General features: G+C 61.8%; 22 protein-coding genes. 12 read left to right on the forward strand and 10 right to left on the reverse strand.

The window, feature by feature from the left end:
- Window positions 1-157: 157 nt before the first annotated feature.
- From kce to NKH22_RS19225, 3 genes are read right to left on the reverse strand one after another with little or no spacing between them, the layout of a single operon-like run.
- Window positions 158-1,087, reverse strand: coding sequence for a 3,5-dioxohexanoate:acetyl-CoA acetone transferase (gene kce / locus NKH22_RS19215; protein WP_352859750.1), 930 nt, complete (start codon window positions 1,085-1,087; stop codon window positions 158-160).
- A gap of 10 nt (window positions 1,088-1,097) precedes the next feature.
- Entirely contained in the window at window positions 1,098-2,471 is a 1,374-nt protein-coding gene (locus NKH22_RS19220; protein WP_352802688.1) for an aminotransferase family protein, read from the reverse strand.
- A 1-nt stretch (window position 2,472) separates the two neighbouring features.
- On the reverse strand, window positions 2,473-4,116 hold the full coding sequence (locus NKH22_RS19225) for a N,N-dimethylformamidase beta subunit family domain-containing protein (protein WP_352910555.1): 1,644 nt from the start codon (window positions 4,114-4,116) through the stop codon (window positions 2,473-2,475).
- A gap of 169 nt (window positions 4,117-4,285) precedes the next feature.
- Between NKH22_RS19225 and NKH22_RS19230 the strand changes: the two genes are divergently transcribed.
- The 6 genes from NKH22_RS19230 to NKH22_RS19255 all read left to right on the forward strand — a co-directional run bounded on the left by NKH22_RS19230 (window position 4,286) and on the right by NKH22_RS19255 (window position 8,506).
- On the forward strand, window positions 4,286-4,534 hold the full coding sequence (locus tag NKH22_RS19230; protein WP_352859755.1) for a ParB N-terminal domain-containing protein: 249 nt from the start codon (window positions 4,286-4,288) through the stop codon (window positions 4,532-4,534).
- Between the two features lie 115 nt (window positions 4,535-4,649).
- Window positions 4,650-5,606, forward strand: coding sequence for an alpha/beta fold hydrolase (locus NKH22_RS19235; protein WP_023756447.1), 957 nt, complete (start codon window positions 4,650-4,652; stop codon window positions 5,604-5,606).
- A 187-nt stretch (window positions 5,607-5,793) separates the two neighbouring features.
- Window positions 5,794-6,192 (forward strand): GFA family protein, encoded by a 399-nt coding sequence (locus tag NKH22_RS19240; RefSeq protein ID WP_023743108.1) that lies wholly within the window; start codon window positions 5,794-5,796, stop codon window positions 6,190-6,192.
- A 116-nt stretch (window positions 6,193-6,308) separates the two neighbouring features.
- Window positions 6,309-6,500 (forward strand): hypothetical protein, encoded by a 192-nt coding sequence (locus tag NKH22_RS19245; protein WP_352910558.1) that lies wholly within the window; start codon window positions 6,309-6,311, stop codon window positions 6,498-6,500.
- A 281-nt stretch (window positions 6,501-6,781) separates the two neighbouring features.
- Complete coding sequence (locus tag NKH22_RS19250) at window positions 6,782-7,846, forward strand: glycoside hydrolase family 25 protein (protein ID WP_023684920.1); 1,065 nt, start codon at window positions 6,782-6,784, stop codon at window positions 7,844-7,846.
- Window positions 7,847-7,999: 153 nt separating this feature from the next.
- Window positions 8,000-8,506, forward strand: coding sequence for a DUF2314 domain-containing protein (locus tag NKH22_RS19255; RefSeq protein ID WP_023700830.1), 507 nt, complete (start codon window positions 8,000-8,002; stop codon window positions 8,504-8,506).
- Here the strand turns inward: NKH22_RS19255 and NKH22_RS19260 are convergent.
- Window positions 8,496-9,455, reverse strand: coding sequence for a LysR substrate-binding domain-containing protein (locus tag NKH22_RS19260; RefSeq protein ID WP_352910562.1), 960 nt, complete (start codon window positions 9,453-9,455; stop codon window positions 8,496-8,498). The two genes, NKH22_RS19255 and NKH22_RS19260, sit on opposite strands and share 11 nt — an antisense overlap.
- Before the next feature lie 103 nt (window positions 9,456-9,558).
- Between NKH22_RS19260 and NKH22_RS19265 the strand changes: the two genes are divergently transcribed.
- Genes NKH22_RS19265 through NKH22_RS19275 form a run of 3 tightly spaced genes read left to right on the forward strand, consistent with a single transcriptional unit; the run spans window position 9,559 to window position 11,250 of the window.
- Window positions 9,559-9,732, forward strand: coding sequence for a hypothetical protein (locus tag NKH22_RS19265; protein ID WP_196813891.1), 174 nt, complete (start codon window positions 9,559-9,561; stop codon window positions 9,730-9,732).
- A gap of 28 nt (window positions 9,733-9,760) precedes the next feature.
- A complete protein-coding gene (locus tag NKH22_RS19270; RefSeq protein WP_023694158.1) occupies window positions 9,761-10,369 on the forward strand; it encodes a class I SAM-dependent DNA methyltransferase in 609 nt (202 codons plus the stop codon).
- Entirely contained in the window at window positions 10,366-11,250 is an 885-nt protein-coding gene (locus NKH22_RS19275; protein WP_023697600.1) for a DMT family transporter, read from the forward strand. The genes NKH22_RS19270 and NKH22_RS19275 overlap by 4 nt, the downstream gene beginning before the upstream one ends.
- A gap of 20 nt (window positions 11,251-11,270) precedes the next feature.
- On the opposite strand, the gene NKH22_RS19280 is transcribed toward NKH22_RS19275, so the two are convergent.
- A complete protein-coding gene (locus NKH22_RS19280) occupies window positions 11,271-12,212 on the reverse strand; it encodes a phosphoribosylaminoimidazolesuccinocarboxamide synthase (RefSeq protein ID WP_031239324.1) in 942 nt (313 codons plus the stop codon).
- 163 nt (window positions 12,213-12,375) lie between these two features.
- On the opposite strand from NKH22_RS19280, the gene NKH22_RS19285 reads away from it, so the two are divergent.
- Genes NKH22_RS19285 through NKH22_RS19295 form a run of 3 tightly spaced genes read left to right on the forward strand, consistent with a single transcriptional unit; the run spans window position 12,376 to window position 14,502 of the window.
- Window positions 12,376-13,347, forward strand: a complete 972-nt coding sequence (locus NKH22_RS19285; RefSeq protein ID WP_352910566.1) for a DUF3592 domain-containing protein — start codon at window positions 12,376-12,378, stop codon at window positions 13,345-13,347.
- 27 nt (window positions 13,348-13,374) lie between these two features.
- On the forward strand, window positions 13,375-13,875 hold the full coding sequence (locus NKH22_RS19290; protein ID WP_352910568.1) for a hypothetical protein: 501 nt from the start codon (window positions 13,375-13,377) through the stop codon (window positions 13,873-13,875).
- 24 nt (window positions 13,876-13,899) lie between these two features.
- The gene (locus NKH22_RS19295; RefSeq protein ID WP_352910571.1) at window positions 13,900-14,502 is read left to right on the forward strand and encodes a hypothetical protein; all 603 of its coding nucleotides are present in this window, start codon (window positions 13,900-13,902) and stop codon (window positions 14,500-14,502) included.
- Between the two features lie 23 nt (window positions 14,503-14,525).
- On the opposite strand, the gene NKH22_RS19300 is transcribed toward NKH22_RS19295, so the two are convergent.
- The 5 genes from NKH22_RS19300 to NKH22_RS19320 all read right to left on the reverse strand — a co-directional run bounded on the left by NKH22_RS19300 (window position 14,526) and on the right by NKH22_RS19320 (window position 19,988).
- Window positions 14,526-14,732 (reverse strand): type II toxin-antitoxin system HicB family antitoxin, encoded by a 207-nt coding sequence (locus NKH22_RS19300; RefSeq protein WP_023669048.1) that lies wholly within the window; start codon window positions 14,730-14,732, stop codon window positions 14,526-14,528.
- A gap of 102 nt (window positions 14,733-14,834) precedes the next feature.
- Entirely contained in the window at window positions 14,835-14,999 is a 165-nt protein-coding gene (locus tag NKH22_RS19305) for a hypothetical protein (protein WP_352910573.1), read from the reverse strand.
- A 143-nt stretch (window positions 15,000-15,142) separates the two neighbouring features.
- Complete coding sequence (locus NKH22_RS19310; protein ID WP_352459409.1) at window positions 15,143-15,769, reverse strand: ImmA/IrrE family metallo-endopeptidase; 627 nt, start codon at window positions 15,767-15,769, stop codon at window positions 15,143-15,145.
- The gene (locus NKH22_RS19315; protein WP_156951450.1) at window positions 15,766-16,131 is read right to left on the reverse strand and encodes a hypothetical protein; all 366 of its coding nucleotides are present in this window, start codon (window positions 16,129-16,131) and stop codon (window positions 15,766-15,768) included. The genes NKH22_RS19310 and NKH22_RS19315 overlap by 4 nt, the downstream gene beginning before the upstream one ends.
- 92 nt (window positions 16,132-16,223) lie before the next feature.
- Window positions 16,224-19,988: a vitamin B12-dependent ribonucleotide reductase gene (locus NKH22_RS19320; RefSeq protein WP_352910577.1), complete on the reverse strand. Its 3,765-nt coding sequence runs from the start codon at window positions 19,986-19,988 to the stop codon at window positions 16,224-16,226.
- Between the last annotated feature and the right edge of the window lie 520 nt (window positions 19,989-20,508).

The raw sequence follows: 20,508 nt of genomic DNA on the forward strand, positions 1-20,508 counted from the left end.
CAAGGGGGGAGATTGGCAGCTTTGGCGCTGCCATCCATTTTGCAACGATTGAGATTGGCGAAGGCCGCAGTGACATCCGATCTCCCCCCTTGAGGGGGAGATGGCCGGCAGGCCGGAGGGGGGTGTGCCAGAACGCCATCATCGCAGATCAATCATCTCAAAACGCCACCCTATCGCCACCCTTCAGCGCCAGCATCTCGCGCGCCTCGGTCGGCGTTGCGACTTCCAGCGACAACCCGTCGAGAATGGCGCGTATCCTGCGCACCTGATCGGCATTGGATTTCGCCAATTGCCGTCCATCGTAGAGACTGTCCTCCAGCCCGACGCGGACATTGCCGCCCATCGCCGCCGCGATCGAGATCAGGGGCATCTGATGGCGGCCGGCGGCGAGCACCGAGAACTGGTAGCTGTCGCCGAACAGCTTGTCGGCGATGCGCTTCATATGGATGAGATTGTCGGGATCGGCGCCGATGCCGCCGAGAATGCCGAGCACGAACTGGATGAACAGCGGCCCCGACACCAGCCCGCGGTCGCGAAAATGCGCCAGCGAATAGAGATGGCCGACATCGTAGCATTCGAACTCAAAGCGCGTGCCGCAGCCCTTGCCGAGCTTTTCGAGCACGCCTCCCATATCGGCAAAGGTGTTCTTGAAGATGGTGTCGCGCGTGGCTTCGAGCAGCTTTGGTTCCCACTCGTGCTGCCACTCCCTTGGCTTGTCGAGCATCGGGAACAGCGCGAAATTCATCGAGCCCATGTTGAGCGAGCACATTTCCGGCTCGGCCCGCAGTGGTGCCGCCAGCCGCTGGTCGAGCGTCATCAGCGACGAACCGCCGGTGGTGATGTTGATCACCGCATCGGTCGCTTGCTTGATGCGCGGCAGGAACTGCATGAACACCTCAGGATCGGCGGTCGGCCGGCCGTCTTTGGGATCGCGGGCGTGGAGATGCAGGATTGAGGCGCCAGCCTCGGCCGCCGCGATGGCGTCGGTCGCGATCTGGTCCGGCGTCACCGGCAGATAGGGCGACATGGACGGGGTGTGCACCGAGCCAGTGACCGCGCAGGTGATGATGACTTTCCTCGGCGCCATTCTTTAGCCCTCAGCCTTCGACCGGCAGGTCGAGTTCGGCGGCCAGAACTTCCAGCGAATCGCCGATGATGGAAATGATCTCGCCGACCTCTTCAGCCGTGACGATCATCGGCGGCGCCACCATGAAATTGTCGCTGTCGACACCGCCCTTGACCCTGCGGCCGTAGATGATCAGCCCGCGCTCGTAGGCGAGGTCGAGCAGGCGCTGCGTGGCTTTCTTGCCCTGTTCGATCGGCCGTAGAGTTTCGGGATCGGCAACCATCTCGGCGCCGGTGAGCAGGCCTTTGCCTCGGACATCGGCGATGAACGGAAAACGCTTCGCCAGCCCTTTCAGCCCGTCCATCAGCACGTCGCCCATCGCGGCGGCATTGGCGATCAGGTCGAGGCGGTCCATCTCGCCGAGCACGGCGAGCCCGGCCGCGCAGGCGAGCGGATTGCCAGCATAGGTGTGGCCATGCTGGAAGCCGCCCGACGCCAGCAGCGGCTCGACCAGCCGCATCGGGGCGGCCAGCGCGCCGAGCGGCGCATAGCCGGAGCCAAGCCCCTTCGACAGCGCGACGATGTCGGGCTTGCAGTTCCAATGGTCGCCGCCAAGGAATTTTCCGGTGCGGCCGGCGCCGCTCATCACTTCATCATGGATGAGCAGGATGCCGTAGCGGTCGCAGATCTCGCGGATACGCGGATAATAGCTGTCCGGTGCGACGAGGGCCGAAGTCGCCGCACCGCCGATCGGCTCCATGATGAAGGCGAGCACGCTGTCCGGGCCCTCGGCCTGGATCTTCTCCTCCAGCATGTCGGCATAGCGGACGCCGCGCTGCTCCATCGAAAGATTGTCGCGGTCGCGCCATGCCGTCGGCGCCGGCACGGTCGGCATCACCCGCATCATCGGTGTGAACGTTTCGGCCAGCGCATCGTCGCCGGTTATCGAAAGCGAACCCAGCGTGCCGCCATGATAGGAGGGAAAACGCGTGATAACCTTCCAGCGCTTCGGCTGGCCGGTCGCGACCGCCCATTGCCGCGCCAGCTTGATGCAGGATTCCGTCGCCTCCGAACCGCCGGAGACGAAGAAGATTCGGTCCATGCCCTCCGGCAGTTTGCCGGCGAGTTCCCGCGCCAGTTCTTCCGCCGGTTCGTTCTCGAAATGAAGTCGGTAGGCGAAGGTGGCGCGGTCCATCTGCCGCTTCATGGCGTCGAGCACGTTGCGGTTGGAATGGCCGATATTGGCGACCATCGGCCCGCTCGATCCATCGATGAAGCGGCGGCCGTCCTGCGTCCACATATAAATGCCTTCGGCGCGGTCGATCAGCGGCCGCCGCAGGCTGGAGAGGTAGAACAGGTGCGATGGCGCGCGCGCTTCTGAACCGGCGGAGGAGGGCTTCTGCATGTCAGGTCTTTCCGAGGTAGCGATCGATTACATTCCTGGTCACGCGCTCGACCATCGGATCCTGCCTGAGCAGGCCAGCCACCCATTCGCAGCTTCCGGCGTGGAAAACCTCGCCCTTGCCGCGCGGGAAATTGACGATCATGCCGTTGCCGCGTTTGACCTTTTCCAGATTGGCGTCGGTCGCCTCGCCAAACAGCGTTTCGGCCGTAAAGCGGCCATCCTCGTCGGTGAGAAACTGGTCCTCGATCGGGATGTCGGCGCTTTCCTCGACCTGGCTCGCCATGCCGACGGCCAGCACCTGCAGCCCGTCAGGCGCACCGCTGTCCGGTGTCGGATAGGGCAGGCCGCCGCGGATCTCGAAATCGAGCCCGTCGACCTCATAGCCATAGACATGGCTGTCAGCGCCGAGCAGGTCGCCATAGTACATGCCGGTGCCGGCAAAGGCCCAGTGCTCGGGCCGATAGACCGGAAAGCCGCGCACGCCGCGCGGTGCGCATCCGCCCCAGCCGGCATAGACGCCGCGCGTCGCGTTGAGGCCGAACGTCATTGCGCCGGGACGACCGATCTCAGGCGCTTCCCAGGAGTTGGTGGCGCGGGTGACGTCGCCGCCTCGGAAGTAGGCTGGGTCTTCGGCGCGCGCCCGGTATTTGTAGCAGACCTGCCGCCGGCCTTCGTCCTCGAGCCTGGTCTGCCACATGAAATTGCCGGCAAAGCGCGCCGCACGACCGCCGCGCTCGACGTAGCTGTCGACGGCGTCCCGCATCTCCCAGGTCCAGTACTCGTCATGGCCGACGAAGACCACGCAGTCGTAGCCGTCGAGGATCTCGGGCGAGAAGTGCAAATCGTGCTGGCTGGCGAGATCGACGCCATAGCCGGCGCGCTCGGCAAAGCGGAAGAAGTGGCTGTCATAGCTCGCCCAGCCGGAGGAGGTGTATTTCTTCGAATGTCCGGTGGCGTACGCCCATTCCATGTGCGGATAGCGCGGCACTGTTTTCGGCGGCACCGCAACCTCCAGCGGCACGCGCGGCGCGTCCTTGGGCAACACCACGAAGCCACGGCACCAAGGCCGCTGCGTCGACACCATGCGCGCATACTGGTCGCGGCCCGGGCCGGTGATGCCTTGATAGGCGTTGGAGCCGCCCCATGTGTTGTAGGACAGCCAGGTGCCGGTCCCCGCCACCTGCAGCACGCGACCGGGCTTTTTGCCGGGCAGGGGCGCGACGATGATGAGGTGGTGGCAGTGGATCGGCTTGCCATCGCCGCCGTCCGCCGTCAGCGTTAGCCGGTAGGCGCCGGACGGCCAATCCTTGCCGATGCTGAATTGAAACGACGCCTCCCAGCCGCAGCCCTCGACCGAGCACTGGTCCGGCGTATCCTGCCAGCGCGCCGAAAGCCCCGTTTGCTCGAAGACTTTTGTCTCGCTGCCGCCGTCGCGGACAATGACAATGCTGAAGCGCGGCACTGTCGAACTGACATGCAGCGTCACGGTATCGCCGGCGCGGTAGGAAAAGCGGTTGGAATAACACCAGATCTCGCCGCGCTCGCCGTCCATTCCTGGCCATTCATAGTAATGGCCGCGCACTGCCTCGCGGCGCTGCTCGGGCGTCAGTCCGAAATCGGGAAATTCGGTCGGCAGTTGGGTCATGAACACCGGAAAAGTGACAGGCCGCCATTTCGGCCATCTGCCGGCCAAGCGTCAAATGGAAACGATCGGGCCAGCAATTGCATACGACACAATTGCTTGGCCGCTCTTGGCCGCACCTGGCAAACCGACTATCTCAGGCGAGGCGGCATTTTCCGCCTCGGGAGCCGGTATGCTGAGAGTGCAGAAGGTCAAGGTCGACGAAATCTACGTGCCGACGGCGCGCAAGAGGACGCTGCATCCCGAAACGGTCCGGCATCTGGCCGAAGACATACTGGAAAACGGCATGAAGACGCCGATCCAGGTTCGCCATGACGGCAAGCGCCACATCCTGGTCGAGGGCCTGCACCGGCTGGAAGCCGCCAAATGGCTCGGCGAGACCGAGATCGACGCCTATCTGGTGCAAGCCAAGCGCCACTGAGGCGCGCGACCGATCGACAACAGCCAAACCGATCATTCTTCCGCGGATTTTTTCGCAGGGCATGTCGGCACGCGGCGTGCTCGCTCGTCCTTGGGGGGAACCTGAGGAGACCGACATGTCCAGACGAATCTATTTCGCCATTCTTGCCTCGGTCGCTGCCTTGTTTGCAGCGCCCGGCCCAGCCAATGCAGAGGAGACCAAGCCCGCCATGACCACCGAGGCAACAGCCATGCCGAAGCCGGAAAAGTCCGGCCTGCTGCCGATCGACGGCCTGAATTACTACTATGCCGTCTATGGCAAGGGCGAACCGCTGCTTCTGCTGCATGGCGGCCTTGGCACGTCGGACATGTTCGCGCCGCTGCTGCCGAAGCTGGCGGAAAACCGCACCATCATTGCCGTCGACCTGCAGGGCCATGGCCGCACCGCGCTCGGCGAGCGACCCTTCAGCCTGGAGGGGATGGGCGACGACATGGCTGGTATCGTCAAGGCGCTCGGCTATGACAAGGTCGACGTGCTTGGCTATTCGCTGGGCGGCGGCGTCGCCTTCCGTATGGCCGTTCAGCATCCCGAGACGGTGCGCCGGCTGGTCCTGGTCTCGACCGGCTTCGCCGCCAATGGCTTCTATGACGAGATGCGCGGCCAGCAGGCGCAGGTGAGCGCGGCCGCCGCCGATTTCATGAAGGACACGCCGATGTACAAATCCTACGTCGCCGTCGCCCCACGTCCCGACGATTTCCCCAAACTGCTCGACGCGCTGGGCAATTTCATGCGCAAGGATTACGACTATTCCGCCGATGTGGCGAAGCTGAAGATGCCAGTTATGCTGGCCTATGGCGACAGCGACATGTACAAGCCCGAGCACGAGATCAGGTTCTACCAGATGATCGGCGGCGGGCTGAAGGATGCCGGCTGGATGCGTGAGAACCTGTCGCAGAACCGGCTGGCCATCATTCCCAATCGCACCCACTACGACGTCTTCTTCGCACCGGAGCTGACGGCAGCGGCACTGCCCTTCCTCAATGGCGAAACCAAGGTGAAGACCTGGGACGAAGTCCTCAGCGAAACGAAATAGCTTGCCTGAAAATATATGCCGGCCGTCTCGAAGAGGCGGTCGGCTTTTTTGTGCCTGCGAAGCTACGGAGCCTTGGCGCAGCCATTGGTCCTATCGGCGCAATCGATGGCGCCATCAGGGCTTTTCAATTGACCGAAAGGTACCTGTCGATATCATCAAGAGACCTTCAGTGTGATGGGTTCGAATGATGACGAAATACCAGGGCGGATGCCATTGCGGGGCAGTGCGCTACGGCACCGAGGCGGCGCCGCTCAACCAGCGCGTCTGCCACTGCCGGCGCTGCCAGAAGGTCATAGGCGCGGCCTTCAACGCCCGCCTTTTGTTTCGCATCGACGATGTCACGGTCGAGGGGCAGGTGGCGACGGTCAACACCTCTCCGGACCTCAAGCGCGGCTTTTGCGCCGCTTGCGGCACCACGCTGTTTTCCCGACGCGACTCCGCCGGCATCGTCGGCATCACCACCGGCTCGCTCGACGATCCCTCGCTGTTCAAGCCGGAAATGCATATGTGGACCGCCTCGAAGCAGCCCTGGCTGCAGCTCGATGACGGCCTGCCGCACCATGAAGGCGCGCCGCCTCCGAATTGACGCCGGCCTTACCGGAAATTAATCCCGAAACCACGACATAGCCGGCAAAGCGTCATTGGCGGGCCATGATTGCCTGCCTATCTGTCGTCTGCGGGCGGGTATCGAGGAGACGACCGATGAGCGACAGAATCAGCACCCTGGACGAGCTTTTGAGGGATCCGATGGTCCTCCTCGTGATGGAGCGTGACCGCGTGCGCCCCGAACAGGTTCGCCTGCTGCTCGAACGTGCCCGCCGCCCGGCCGCCGACGCCGTGCCACCGGCGCATGTGGTGGCGAAAAGCTGCATGCAGCAATGGCTGGGAAGGTAAGGGCTTCCCCTTCTCCCCTTGTGGGAGAAGGTGGCCGAGCGAAGCTCGGTCGGATGAGGGGTGTTCCAGGGAACGCCAACGCCTCACTCCGCTGGAACACCCCTCATCCGTCTCGGCGCTACGCGCCGATCCACCTTCTCCCACAGGGGGAGAAGACAAGAGGGCCAATTCCTAACAACTTGATTCAAACTTTGTTGGTAATTTCTCGTTAGTAATCGAGGCCGGTTTGTCCGGCGGCGTCTGTTTGCCTTCGGTCTGTTGTGTTTTGCGTACAGGTCCAGATGCGGATTTCAGGCGTCGTCAGTTTCATGTTGGCATCGCTGTGGCTTGCCGGCTGTTCGTCCACAGCGGGCGTCGATGGCTTGCAGCCGTCGAACGAGACGACCAGTTCGGTCGTGCGTCCGAGCGCGCCGGTCACAGCGGCTCCGGCGGAGACCGCCGACCTCGCGCCGATGCGGTCCGACATGGTGGCCGACAACGCTGTGGCCGACAATGCGCCGCCCTTTTCCATGGTCGAGGAAGAAGAGGCCATCGTCGCGGGCACGCCGCAGGGGAGCACCAGACCACAGCTCGAGCCCGCCGCTCTGATGTCTGCGCCGAAGCGGTTGACGCGCGCGGCGCCGGCCATGCTGGCCTCGCCGGTCACCCGCTACGGTTTCCGCGACGCCAAGCCGATCAATTTCGGCAAGGCTTCGCCACGCTACCTTGCCGTCCACGGCGTCGACGTCTCGCGCTGGCAGGGCAATGTCAACTGGGGCAAGCTGCGCGCCCAGGGCGCCAACTTCGCCTACATCAAGGCGACCGATGGCGGCGACCATCTCGACCCGATGTTCATGAAGAACTGGCGCAATGCCGACGCCGCCGGGCTGAAGCGCGGCGCCTATCATTTCTTCTACTGGTGCCGCACCGCGGGCGAGCAGGCCGACTGGTTCATCCGCAATGTGCCGAGGGTCGAAGGCGCGCTGCCACCGGTAATCGATGTCGAGTGGAACGGCGAATCTTCCTGCAAGCGGCGGCCGTCGCGGGCCACCGTGCTGGAAAAGATGAAGGTGTTCATGGACAAGCTGGAGCGCCATTACGGCCAGCGGCCCATCATCTACACCGCACCGGATTTCTATCGCGACAATCTCAAGGGTGCGTTTCTCGATTATCCGTTCTGGCTGCGCGCCGTGGCGCGGCATCCCTCAAAAGTCTATCCCGGCCGCAAATGGCTGTTCTGGCAGTACTCCGGCTCCGGCCTGTCGCACGGCGTGACCGGCCGCATCGACCTCAACGTCTTCCATGGCGACGAGCGCGCCTGGAGGGCATGGGCAGGCGGGCAGACGACCGTCGCCGACGCCGACTGAACGTCAGGCCGGTGCCGGTGCGCCTGCGCTGCCTGCCGCTGCGCCTTGGGTTGAATTTTCAGCGTCTCGCTAACGATCCGCTCACTGTGTCCTTTAGCGGTATCGCAACAGCCTTCCGGTAACGTGCCCGTGATCGGGTTTTCGGAGGGATCCATGCGCAATCCAGTTGTGGCTGTCGCACTTGCCGCCGCCGTCGGCTACGGGTTTTTCAGTTCGCTCGGCCACATGCCGGGCGGCAGTGGCGCTTCGCTGGCGGAGTCGAAGCAGAACGTCGTGTCCTATTCCACCGAGGACAAGGCGATGCAGGCCGCCAAGGACAGCGGCCGCTCGACCCTCAAGCGCTTCCACGAACTGATGGACGCCGGCACGCCGGGCACCTACACGGTAAAATTCCCGCTGACCCAGAACGGCGCCACCGAGCATATCTGGCTGCAGCTGGTGGGCTACAGCGAAGGCTCCTATATCGGCCTGCTTGCTGACGTGCCGGTCAATGGCAACAAGTACAAGATGGGCGACAGGATGACGGTAACCGAGGCCGACGTCGAGGACTGGATGATCAAGAACGGCAAGGTGATCTACGGCGGCTACACCACGCGCCAGGCGCTTGCGGATATGCCGAAGGAGCAGGTTGCAAAGTACGGGTTGACCTTCAAGGACTGAGGGTTGAGGCGCGGGCGAGTTTTATCGCGGTGCCTAGAGGGCTGTCGCGCTTTTCGCGTTCGCGTATCTCTGCCGTTTGCGCCAGCACCCAGTCGCGAAACACCTTGATTTTGGGCGCGTTGCGGCGGCTCTCCAGATGCACCAGCCAATAGCCGTCGCCGTCCGAGCCAAGCACGTCGAATGGCTGTATCAACTGGCCCTTTTCCAACAGGGCGCTGTAAAGGTTTCTGGTGAGGATCGCGGCGCCCTTGTCGGTCAGCGCCGCCATCGCATCATAGGCCTGCGTACCCAGCTTCGGGCCAGCGATGACGCGATCGGGCTCGAACGGCACGCCGGCAGCCTTGAACCAGATTTCCCACCAGGGATCGTCGGCACAGCATAGCGGCAGTTGGTAGAGATCCTCGGGGCGGTGGATGCCGCCGACGCTTTCGGCGAGTCTCGGGCTGAGCATCGGCGTATAGTCCGCCTTGAACAGATAGTGAGCCGTCAGTCCCGGCCAATTTCCACTGCCGGTGCGAATGCCGACATCCATGTCGCCGCGCGTGAAATCGACCAGCCCGTGCGATGTATTCACCTTCACGGCAAGGTCGGGATGCATCAGCTGGAATGTTCCAAGCCATACGGCCAGCCAGTTCGATGCGAAGGTTTCCATCGTCGTCACCGACAGCACGCCGGTCGCTCCACCCTTGGTGGCGACCCATGCGTCGGCCAGGGTCGAGAACGCGCCTGTTGCGTGCGGCGCCAGCTGCTGTCCGGCCTCGGTCAGCTCGATCTGCCTTGTTTTTCTTACGAAAAGCGGCGTTCCGGCACGTTCTTCCAGCACCTTTATCTGATAGCTGGCAGCTGATTGGGTCATGCCGAGTTCTTCGGCTGCCTTGGTGAAACTGCCCAGCCGGGCCGCGGCTTCAAAGACCCTGATGGCTCCTAATGGTGGCAGTTCCCAGCTCATGACGCATCAATCCTGCTGATGCATACTACGCGACGTTCGATTGGAAACCAAGCCCGGAAAACGGCATGCTGCATTCATCGGATCAAACCCTGGAGGATAGGGCATGACCACCACCATCGCTCTCTACAACACGCTTCGCCGGCCGATGCTCGACCTCTTCACCGCGCCGTTCAGACCTCGCAAGCACGGCCTGCTCGACCGCCGCTCGCTGTCGGATCATTTCCTCAGGGATATCGGCATGCTTGACGGACGCGTGCCTCCCGGCACCATTGGCTAAGCAAGCTCTTTGACCAGGGGAGGGAAAGATGACTGTGTTATCCGAGGATCTGGCGAAGAGCCGACAAACGATCAACGCCTATGAGGACTATGCCGAACGCTACGACGCTCTGGTGCGGCACGTTCCGAACCAAAGAGAACAGAAATGGCTGAAGCGCCTGGTGAAGATCGCCGGCAAAGGTGGCCGGATTCTTGAAGTCGGTTCGGGACCCGGATACGATGCGGACTTCGTCGAAGGGCTCGGTGTCCAGGTTCGGCGCACAGACGCAACGAAGCGGTTTCTCGAGTTGCAAGCCGCACGCGGCAAGCATGGTGAGTTTCTCGATCTCATCACCGACGATCTCGGCGGCCCCTACGACGCGGTGCTCGCATTGTGCGTCCTGATCCACGTGCCGCGCGAGCAGGCCGACCAGGTGCTTGCCAAGATTGCCGGGTCGCTGCGGCCGGGCGGCGCCTTCCTCGTCTCGATGCGCATTGGCGACGGCGAGAAGAGCGGCGAATATCATACGGTCTACTGGCGCAGGGACGACTTCGCGGCCCGCCTCGAAAACGCCGGGCTGGTTCTTGTCGGAGACGAATTCAACGTCGGCCGCGATCGCGAAGAGTGGACCACCTTTCTGGCTGTGAGGCCGTCATGACGCGCCGCGGACTGTTTTTGTTCGTGCTGCTCAGCCTCCTGTGGGGCATTCCCTATTTGTTGATCAAGCTGGCGGTTGCCGAGGTGTCGGTGCCCTTCCTGGTCTTTGCCCGAACAGCCGTCGGCGCCCTGGCGCTGCTGCCCTTCGTCCTTGTCCAGCGCAGTTTCGGATGGCTGAAGACACATTGGCGGGCGGTCGCCGCATTCTGTCTGGTCGAGATGATCCTGCCATGGGGGCTGATCACCCATGGCGAAGTCAGCATCGACAGTTCCACCGCCGGACTGCTGATTGCCATGACGCCGGCCGTAACCGTCGCGCTCTCCAAGCTGATGGGCTCGGATGAGCGGCTGGGGATACGCCGCTGGACCGGCCTTTTCCTCGGTTTTGCCGGTGTTTTCGTGCTGGCGCTGCCGACCTTGGGTGGCGGATTTCTCGCGGTCGTCGAGATTCTCATGGCCGCGGCCTGCTATGCCTCGGGTTCGATCATCGCGTCGCGCTGGCTGAACGATGTGCCGGCAACCTCGCTGACGGCAGTCTGTCTGGCAGGGGCCGCGCTGATCTACGCTGTGCCGGCGGCGTTGGCCTGGCCGGCGGCCATGCCGTCGACAACGGTGGTTGGCGCAATCCTCGGTCTTGGCGTGTTTTGCACGGCGATTGCCTTCGCCACCTACTTCTTGCTGGTGCGGGAGATCGGCCCCGAACGGGCGGTCGTCATAACCTATGTGGCGCCCGCCGTCTCCGTGGCAGCCGGCGTGCTCGTGCTTTCGGAGCCGCTCGATATCGGCATTGTCGCGGCCTTCGCGCTCATCCTGTGCGGATCATATCTCGGCACGTGGCGCGCTCCGCCAGAACCGTCCGTGTCCGCGACCTCGGCAAGTTGACCGGCGGCCGCCAGCCGCCGTCAGAAATAAGGTCGCAGGTTCTCGCGAATGCGGTCCAGCACCGTCTTTCCCGAGATATCGGCGGTGAAGGTCTTGCCTGTGATGGTCTCAAAGGCCTGCGTATAGACACGCGACGTCTGCTCGATGAGTTCGGCGGGGATTTTCGGAATACGGTCCTTGTAGGGATCGCAGCGCGCGGTTACCCATGCGCGAATAAAGTCCTTGTCGAAACTTTGCGGCCGCTCGCCTGCCTTGAAACGCTCTTCATAGCTTGCCGCAAGCCAGTAGCGGCTTGAGTCGGGCGTATGGATTTCATCGGCAAGGATGATGGCGCCATCCTTGTCCGTGCCGAACTCGTATTTGGTGTCGACCAGGATCAGGCCGCGCTTGGCGGCCAACGCTTTGCCGCGCGCAAACAGCGCCAGCGCATAGCGCGAGACGGTGTCCCATTGCTCTTCCGACAACAGGCCGCGCGTCAGGATCTCGTCACGCGTCAAGGGCTCGTCATGGCCGCCATCGAGCGCCTTGCTGGTCGGCGTGATGATGGCCTGCGGCAGCTTCTCATTGTCGCGCAGTCCGTCCGGCAGGCGGATGCCGTACATATCGCGTTCGCCGTTCTTGTATTTCGTCAGCACCGAAGTGCTGGTGGTGCCGGCGAGGTAGTCGCGAACAACGATTTCCACCGGCAGAATGTCGAGCCTGGTGCCGACGACGACATTGGGGTCGGGATAATCGAGCACATGGTTGGGGCAGATGTCCGCCGTTTCCTCGAACCAGTAGCGCGCCGTCTGGGTCAGCAGTTCGCCCTTGAGCGGGACAGCGGTCAGGATCACATCGAAGGCGCTCAGCCGGTCGGTGGCGATGATGATGCGGCGGCCATCCGGCAGATCGTAATTCTCGCGGACCTTGCCTTTGTAGTGGTTCGGGAGTTCCGGAATGAAGGCATCCGAGAGAACGCGCAGTGCTGTCATCCTGGTCTCATGGCTCCTAACAGTTTGGGCGACTCTTAACAAAGTTGGCGGGGCTTCGATACCCGAGGAAGGGCGGTTCGTCCTTTGCGAATAATCAAGACATTGCCTTCGCCGTGCTATCTATTTGCAGCTTCCGGCACTCCTGGGGGACGCGGTGGACGTAGAGCTCAAATTTCTGATTGTCGGATTTGCCTGCGCGATCGCGGGCGGTCTGTCGTTCATCACCTTCGTCAAATGGCGCGAGGTGCAGGCGATGAGCCACTGGCTGCCGGCGCCGGGCAAGATCATCTCGTCGCGCGTCGAGGCGCGTGAAGTCAGAAGGTCGGGCGTCGGCTCGGACAGCAGCGACACCACCGAGATGCGCAATTTTCCGGCGATCACCTTCGAATACAAGGTCGGTAAAAAGAAATTTCAAAGCTCGCGCTACAGCGTGAAGGAGAATCTGGGGAATTTCGAAGTCACCGAAACCCTGGCGCAGTTTCCCACCGGCGCTGAAGTGACCGTCTTCTACAATCCGGCCGATCCGGGCAAGGCCGTGATCGAACGCACCCTGCCGGACGGCGCCTTCAAGTTCATGGTCAAGCTCTCGGCCGGGCTGGTGATCGGCACGGTGGTGCTGGTGTTTTCGCTCGGTGGCGTGCTGGAGGCGATCCGGCCGCACCTGCCCAAGCCGCAGAACCTCGGCGCCGGAGCGCTGCTGCTGTTCATGGGCCTGATGATCCTGCGCATGGCCTTCGTCCAGAAGTCGCTTGCCGAGCAGGCGGCAAAATGGCCGGTCGCCCCCGGCCGCATTGACTCCTCGGGCCTGCAGACGCTGCGAAACTACAGCAGCCATCGACGCTGGAGCACCGTCTTCAAATCCCGCATCGTGTACAGCTACGGCGTCGCAGGCCAGCACTACACCTCAGACCGCGTCACCTTCGGCGCCACGGTCACCGCTTCAATGCCCGGCCTCGTCAGCGGCCAGGCGCGCAGCTATGCCGAGGGCGGCAAGGTCGACGTGCATTACGACCCAGCCAACCCCGCCTCGGCAGTGCTCGAATGCAGGGTGCGCGGGCTTTGGCTGCTGTGGGTCTGTTCGGCCGCGTTTCTGGGCGGCGCGGCTTGGCTGGTCGGTTTTATCTGAGGCGCCACTTTCATGACGAGACATCCAATGATCGTTCGCAGGCTGGCCGTCGTTTGCCTGGCTCTGCTCGGCGCCGTGCAGGCAGCGAGCGCAAAGGAATGTCTGCTCAGCCATGCCACCTACCGCGAGCCGCGTTCGGGCGCGGTGATGCAATTCCGGCCGCTGAACAATGAGCCGGCGGCACTGACGGCCGAAGTGTTTTCGGTGACCGTGCCCAACACCGACACGCGCTTGCCGGCCGACATCACCTGGACCAATGGCAAAAATTCGTTTCCGCTCGGCACCATCCGCCATGCCTGCACCGACGACGACCGCGAAGCGGGGCTGGAGGACGGCAGCGGGATGTGCCGGATATGGACTGGCCAGGTCTATGCCTTGACCGGAGGCGGAGCCGAGCAGCTGAATTCACGCGAAGCGACACCGGCGCCGAAAGGCTGTTGCTGCCCGATTTCGGCGCGGGCTTCACCGAATTTGCCGATTTCGCCAATGCCAATCCGGACGGCTCGGCGTGGGACGCCTTCACATTGACAGGATGCAGCGATGAATAGCGCCATGAGACCGATTGTCTGGATATGCACGCTGTTTGCCTCGGCGACGATATCAGCCGCAGCGCGGGCGGACGAGCCGGCGCCATCCCGCCCGCCGATCGACAAATGCGTCTGGGAAAAGCTGGCCGACAAGACGATTGGGCTGGCCGCCTGGGTGCAGCGCTGCGATTTCGGCTTCCGCCAGATCCATTTCGAATTCGTCGACAACGCACTCGCCATCAAATACAGCGATGGCAGCGCGCCCGATCCGCTGATCGAGGTGTTCGACATCAAATCAGGCGAAACCGCCGAGGCCGCGGTGTTGCGCCTGTTGCTGGAAAAGACCGACAAATCAGTCAGCGCCCGCTGCGTGCTGACGCCCTACACCGAGGGCACCGTGCCCACCGGCGTCAAACGCTACACATTCAGCCCTGATGCTGCCTATGCCAAAGAGCTGAAAGCGGTGGTGAGTGATGACGTTCCCGAACCACCCTGCGGCGACTGGGGCGAAATGCCCGACGGCATCCAGTACTTCGAGGTGCCGGCGGGCGAGGGGCGGAGGGTGCTGTTCGTTCGGGCGGGGCAGGACGAGCCGTTGTTCGACGAGCAGACGCTAAGGGCGCGGTAGGAGGTTGTCCTGAAGGTTACCGCTTATGCCTCTACATATTCAGCGAGACTGATTCCTTTGGGCACCTCCAGCCCATCGGCGCGCAAGCCCTCGATGTGAAAGCGTATAGCGTCGCGAATTTCGATTTCTACTTCTGGCACGGTAGCACCAGTTGCGATGCAGCCGGGTAGGTCCGGCACATAGGCAGAGAAATTGTTGCCTGCTTTTTCAATCACCACCGCGTAACGCATATAGTCACTCCTTCAAACCGGACTGCTTGAGGCACCTGGCGCAATTTCCTCAAACGGCTTGCCGGCCGCGGTGACGCGCCCGGCAAACTTCGCCTATCAATGTTACTTCTTGCGCGGCGGTTCGTTCTTGGTGTCCCCGTAGCCGGGCTTGGGGACATGCTCGACTGTGGTCGTGTTCGGGCGGCGCTCGGCTTCTTTCACAGAAATGAATTGGCCGCTCTTTGAGCTTCGTCCAATGTCGAAAGTCTTACGTTCATTGGTGGCCATTTGGGTATCTTTCCTCTGTGTTGCCAGAGCTACCTCGACTCCGAGAACCGACTCCCCATATGATAACCTTGCTAGAGGAGATGGGATTTCGATCTCGTCGCCCCGCGTAGGCTCCGGCCTGTTCGCGGTATCCAAAGCCGGCTCTAACGAGCCGGCTTTGGTATTTCTGCGGCTTTGCTTTGCATTCCTGTAATTGCCGTCTTGACCTGATGCGGAATTATATGTGGCTCTGAGATGCCAAGATTTTGGAGGCGTTTCTCGGCGGCTGTCCTACTCACAGCAAAGAACGGCATGATTTCCAAAACGTCGGTGAAGTCACGAATTAGAGTCTCCGGCATAAGAAAACCGGCGGCAAACGCGTTAGCTTGCCATTCTGCGCTCGCGTACGCAGGTAACTCTTTCATCTGAGAATATCGCCTAGGGGCTCGATCAAGGGGAACGGCCGATTTGTGAAGAACCAAATGCCCTAGCTCATGGGCCACAGTCCACCTGCCGCGGCCTTCAAAGTTCGCGGCGGATTGATACGTTGTGCCTGACAAGACAACGCAAGGCGGATCAAATTCGGTATACCCTTCCGCTCCGTCCATCAGGTGGTCATCTTTGACAACTAGTGCGAAATCGCCAAAAAGCCGGGGCATTTCATTTTCAAGGACACTAACCATATCAGGTGCTTGGCAAGTAGTGCCTATGCGAAGTGCTTGGCGCCATGCCGCTGCTAATATCTCGATCTCAGCGCGACTCTTGGCGGATACGCAATAGTCATGACTCATCTGTCATCTCCTGGGAGTTCTGCGTCCAGTTTTCGTATCTCGTCTGGGGACATCTTGTTGATCTTCCTAAATAACCTTCTAGCAAGAGCTGCGCGTTCTTTGTTTATTGGCGTAAAGCGAATAACATTAATGCGGGCATCTGCGAGGGCCTGTAGGTGCTTTCTCGTAACGATGTCCAATTTCAACCAGTTTCCAAAGTTTTCTACGTACCCCTCTGGAACTTGTTTTCCCCCAGTCTCGACAGCGGAGATAAATGACGGCGAACACTTGAACTCCTTTGCTTGATCAATCATCCGCAACCTTCGTGCCATTCTGATTTCCCGGCATGCGGACCCAAATGCCGTCAGAGTTTTTTCGACCATCTTTATGTTTCCCTATCTTTTTCACCTGTAGGTGAAACTCTCCCTCAAAAAAAACCTCTCTGCCGCGTTGGCGGCAGAGAGGTTCGTTCGTGTCAACTGCACCCGCTCGTCGAACCACAAGTATCGCACTTCTCGCAGGTGCCGTTCCGCACCATGGTGAAGTTGTGGCATTCCGAGCATTCGTTGCCGGTGTAGCCTTGCATCAAGGATTGCTGACGCCGCGTAGAGGCAAGCGCCTTTGCCTCGGCCGCTTCTTTCGCTGCTTCGTCGGTGAACAACCCGGTGGGATCGGCTGCCTCCTCGGAAACAATATCTTCGACCAGTTCCTTGGCTCGCTCCTCATAGTCGCGCTTGTAGGCGATGGCTTCGTCGCTTGCTGGTTTAAGCGCCAGCACGTTGGAGCCTGAGAACGCAGTTGGAGTGACCCGGGCAGGGGCTCCGGCAGGTGATCCGGCAAAACCCTTGGGTTCGCCACCTAAGCCAGACACCAACTTGACCGGCGAGGCGCCGCGGGTAAGGCCCTTCGAGAACGGCGTCGCCTTGCCTTCGTTGATGCCGCGTCCGAGCGCCGTCTTGTCGAAATCCGACTGGTCGACATGGGCGAGGTCGTGGCGGCCGAGATAGGACACGGCGAGTTCGCGGAACACGTAGTCGAGGATCGACGTCGCATTCTTGATCGCGTCGTTGCCCTGCACCATGCCGGCCGGCTCGAATTTGGTGAAGGTGAAGGCCTCGACGAATTCCTCGAGCGGCACGCCGTATTGCAAGCCGAGCGAAATGGCGATGGCGAAGTTGTTCATCATCGCCCGGAAAGCAGCGCCTTCCTTGTGCATGTCGATGAAGATCTCGCCGATGCGGCCGTCATCGAATTCGCCGGTGCGCAGGTAGACCTTGTGGCCGCCGACGACTGCCTTCTGGGTGTATCCCTTGCGGCGGTTCGGCAGTTTTTCACGATCGCGGTAGAGGCGTTCGATGACGCGTTCGACGATCTTCTCGGTCACTTGCACGGCGCGCTGTGAAGCGGGCGCCGCGATCAGCTGCTCGACCGCATCGTCCTCGTCATCCTCGCTGTCGGCGAGCAGCGACGAATTCAGCGGCTGCGACAGCTTCGAGCCGTCGCGGTAGAGCGCGTTGGCCTTCAGCGCCAGCTTCCACGACAGCATGTAAGCGCCCTTGGCGTCTTCCACCGTCGCATCGTTGGGCATGTTGATGGTCTTGGAGATGGCGCCGGAGATGAAGGGCTGTGCCGCCGCCATCATCTGGATGTGGCTGTTGATGGACAGCGAGCGCTTGCCGATCTTGCCGCACGGGCTGGCGCAGTCGAACACCGCCAGGTGCTCGGCCTTGAGGAAGGGCGCGCCTTCCAGCGTCATCGCACCGCAGACATGGATGTTGGCGGCTTCGATGTCCTTCCTGGAGAAGCCCAGCGCCGGCAGCATCTCGAACGAGAAATCGTTGAGCTGCTCATCGGTGAAACCAAAGGTGTCCTTCACCCAGTCGGCGCCGAGCGTCCACTGATTGAAGACGAATTTGATGTCGAAGGCCGACTTCAGCGCAGCATTGAGCGCCGCGATCTTGTCATCGGTAAAACCCTTCGCCCTAAGCGAGCCGGGGTTGACCGCCGGTGCCTGGTTCATGTTGCCGTGGCCGACCGCATAGGCCTCGATCTCGGCCAGCTGGCTTTCGGAATAGCCCAGCGTGCGCAGCGCTTCCGGCACGGCGCGGTTGATGATCTTGAAGTAGCCGCCGCCGGCGAGCTTCTTGAACTTCACCAGCGCGAAGTCGGGCTCGATGCCGGTGGTGTCGCAATCCATGACCAGGCCGATCGTGCCGGTCGGCGCAATCACGGTCGCCTGCGCATTGCGGTAGCCATGCTCTTCGCCGAGTTCGATGGCGCGGTCCCAGGCAGCCTTGGCGTGGACGAAAAGGTCCTGCTGCTTCAGGTCGGAAGCGACCAGCGGCACCGGGTTGACGGCGAGCTTCTCATAGCCGCCCTTTTCGCCATAGGCAGCGCGGCGATGGTTGCGCATCACGCGCAGCATGTTCTGCGCATTGCGGTCGTAGTCGGCGAAGGCGCCGAGTTCGGACGCCATCTCGGCCGAGGTGGCATAGGCGACGCCGGTCATGATGGCGGTGAGTGCTGCGCAGATGGCGCGGCCCTCGTCGGAGTCATAGGGAATGCCCGAGGTCATCAGCAGGCCACCAATGTTGGCGTAGCCGAGGCCGAGCGTGCGGTATTCGTAGGACTGCTTGGCGATTTCCTTCGACGGAAACTGCGCCATCATCACCGAGATTTCGAGGACGACGGTCCACAGCCGCACCGTGTGCTCATAGGCGGCGATGTCGATCGTGCCGTCGGCATTGCGGTAGGGCAAAAGGTTGATCGAGGCGAGGTTGCAGGCCGTGTCGTCGAGGAACATGTATTCCGAGCACGGGTTGGAGGCCCGGATCGCACCGGCCGAAGCGCAGGTATGCCAGTCGTTCATCGTCGTGTTGAAATGCAGGCCCGGATCGGCCGACGCCCAGGCGGCGTAGCCGATCTTTTCCCAGAGGTCGCGAGCCTTCAGCGTCTTCAGCACCTTGCCGTCCTTGCGGGCGGTCAGATGCCAGTCGGCGTCGTCCTCGACGGCGCGCAGGAAATTGTCCTTCAGCGACACCGAATTGTTGGAGTTCTGGCCGGAGACGGTGAGGTAGGCGTCCGAATCCCAGTCGGTGTCGTAGGTCTTGAACGACATCGAGGTGTAGCCCTGCTTGGCGAACTGGATGACGCGGTAGATGTAGTTCTCCGGCACCGCCGACTTCTTGGCCGCCTTGATCTCGCGCTTCAGCGCGGTGTTGATCGACGGGTCGAAGCAGTCGTCATCATGGCCTTCGCAGTTGATGCAGGCCTTCATGATCGCTTCGAGATGTTTTTTCACGATCTTGGAGCCGGTGACCAGCGACGCCACCTTCTGCTCTTCATTGACCTTCCAGTCGATGAATTCCTCGATATCGGGATGGTCGGCGTCGACAATGACCATCTTGGCCGCACGACGCGTGGTGCCGCCCGACTTGATTGCGCCCGCCGCGCGGTCGCCGATCTTGAGGAAGCTCATCAGGCCGGACGAACGGCCGCCGCCCGACAGCTTTTCGCCTTCGCCGCGCAGCATGGAGAAATTGGAGCCGGTGCCCGAGCCGTATTTGAACAGGCGCGCTTCGCGCACCCACAGGTCCATGATGCCGCCTTCGTTGACGAGATCGTCCTGCACGCCCTGGATGAAACAGGCATGCGGCTGCGGATGCTCGTAGGAGGACTTCGACTTGGTCAGCTTGCCGGTAAACGGGTCGACATAATAGTGGCCCTGGCTCGGGCCATCGATGCCGTAGGCCCAGTGCAGGCCGGTATTGAACCATTGCGGCGAGTTCGGCGCAACGCGCTGGGTGGCGAGCATATAGGCGAGTTCGTCGCGGAAGGCGCTGGCGTCTTCTTCCGACTTGAAGTAGCCGCCCTTGTAGCCCCAATAGGTCCAGGTGCCGGCCAGCCGGTCGAAGACCTGGCGGGCGTCGATTTCGGAACCGTAGCGCTCGGCTTCCGGCAGCTTGGCAAGCTCGGCCTCGTCGGCGACGGAGCGCCACAGGAAGGAGGGGACGTCGTTCTCCTCGACCTTCTTCAGGCGCGCGGGCACGCCGGCCTTGCGGAAATACTTCTGCGCCAGGATGTCGGCGGCAACCTGCGAGAACTGCGCCGGCACATCGATATTGTCCAAGCGGAACACCACCGAGCCGTCCGGATTCTTGATCTCCGAAAGCGCCTTGCGGAATTCGATCTCCGCGTAAGCTGATTGGCCTGGCTTGGTGAAACGACGCTCGATGCGCATTGGTCCGGTCCCTTTTGTCTATATATAGCGCTTTTCCCCGGGGATTTCTGCCCCCAATGCGAAACGCGCATGTCCGCCGTCTGCCGGCGTTCGAAAACACCGGCTCTCCTTGTGGCAGTCTTCGTCGCCTTGCTGGTCGAGCTTCTTACGAAGCCGCTGTTCCAACTCTGCGCCGAACCCTGCGGGTCCCTCAAAACTGAATTTTTCCTCGATTCCCTCGACCGAGGGAAATTCACACTATCTAGCGTCGAACCTGCCTGCAAACACTAAATATAGTGTTAACAGACAATTTATTCCAGTCCGACAAATCTCCCTTTTCGCTCCCGAAGCCCCCACGATCCAACGCTTCCGCCAGCCTCGTAAACAGGCGGAAATCATGGCCAAAACGCACAAAATCCGGGAAAAATGACCGGGCTCGAAACTCTCCGGTCGCGCCCTCAACAAGAGCACATGGCACATAAAAGGCGACTCGGTTTGCGTCGTCAAGGATTCGTTTGCGTAGCTTTTGTGACCCCAACAT

The sequence above is a fragment of the Mesorhizobium sp. M1252 genome, from assembly GCF_040318265.1.
Lineage (GTDB): Bacteria > Pseudomonadota > Alphaproteobacteria > Rhizobiales > Rhizobiaceae > Mesorhizobium.

Coding starts and splice junctions, on each gene's coding strand:
- kce (WP_352859750.1), bottom strand. CDS start 1,087: ATGGCGCCGAGGAAAGTCATCATCACCTGCGCGGTCACTGGCTCGGTG.
- NKH22_RS19220 (WP_352802688.1), bottom strand. CDS start 2,471: ATGCAGAAGCCCTCCTCCGCCGGTTCAGAAGCGCGCGCGCCATCGCAC.
- NKH22_RS19225 (WP_352910555.1), bottom strand. CDS start 4,116: ATGACCCAACTGCCGACCGAATTTCCCGATTTCGGACTGACGCCCGAG.
- NKH22_RS19230 (WP_352859755.1), top strand. CDS start 4,286: ATGCTGAGAGTGCAGAAGGTCAAGGTCGACGAAATCTACGTGCCGACG.
- NKH22_RS19235 (WP_023756447.1), top strand. CDS start 4,650: ATGTCCAGACGAATCTATTTCGCCATTCTTGCCTCGGTCGCTGCCTTG.
- NKH22_RS19240 (WP_023743108.1), top strand. CDS start 5,794: ATGACGAAATACCAGGGCGGATGCCATTGCGGGGCAGTGCGCTACGGC.
- NKH22_RS19245 (WP_352910558.1), top strand. CDS start 6,309: ATGAGCGACAGAATCAGCACCCTGGACGAGCTTTTGAGGGATCCGATG.
- NKH22_RS19250 (WP_023684920.1), top strand. CDS start 6,782: ATGCGGATTTCAGGCGTCGTCAGTTTCATGTTGGCATCGCTGTGGCTT.
- NKH22_RS19255 (WP_023700830.1), top strand. CDS start 8,000: ATGCGCAATCCAGTTGTGGCTGTCGCACTTGCCGCCGCCGTCGGCTAC.
- NKH22_RS19260 (WP_352910562.1), bottom strand. CDS start 9,455: ATGAGCTGGGAACTGCCACCATTAGGAGCCATCAGGGTCTTTGAAGCC.
- NKH22_RS19265 (WP_196813891.1), top strand. CDS start 9,559: ATGACCACCACCATCGCTCTCTACAACACGCTTCGCCGGCCGATGCTC.
- NKH22_RS19270 (WP_023694158.1), top strand. CDS start 9,761: ATGACTGTGTTATCCGAGGATCTGGCGAAGAGCCGACAAACGATCAAC.
- NKH22_RS19275 (WP_023697600.1), top strand. CDS start 10,366: ATGACGCGCCGCGGACTGTTTTTGTTCGTGCTGCTCAGCCTCCTGTGG.
- NKH22_RS19290 (WP_352910568.1), top strand. CDS start 13,375: ATGATCGTTCGCAGGCTGGCCGTCGTTTGCCTGGCTCTGCTCGGCGCC.
- NKH22_RS19295 (WP_352910571.1), top strand. CDS start 13,900: ATGAGACCGATTGTCTGGATATGCACGCTGTTTGCCTCGGCGACGATA.
- NKH22_RS19300 (WP_023669048.1), bottom strand. CDS start 14,732: ATGCGTTACGCGGTGGTGATTGAAAAAGCAGGCAACAATTTCTCTGCC.
- NKH22_RS19305 (WP_352910573.1), bottom strand. CDS start 14,999: ATGGCCACCAATGAACGTAAGACTTTCGACATTGGACGAAGCTCAAAG.
- NKH22_RS19310 (WP_352459409.1), bottom strand. CDS start 15,769: ATGAGTCATGACTATTGCGTATCCGCCAAGAGTCGCGCTGAGATCGAG.
- NKH22_RS19315 (WP_156951450.1), bottom strand. CDS start 16,131: ATGGTCGAAAAAACTCTGACGGCATTTGGGTCCGCATGCCGGGAAATC.
- NKH22_RS19320 (WP_352910577.1), bottom strand. CDS start 19,988: ATGCGCATCGAGCGTCGTTTCACCAAGCCAGGCCAATCAGCTTACGCG.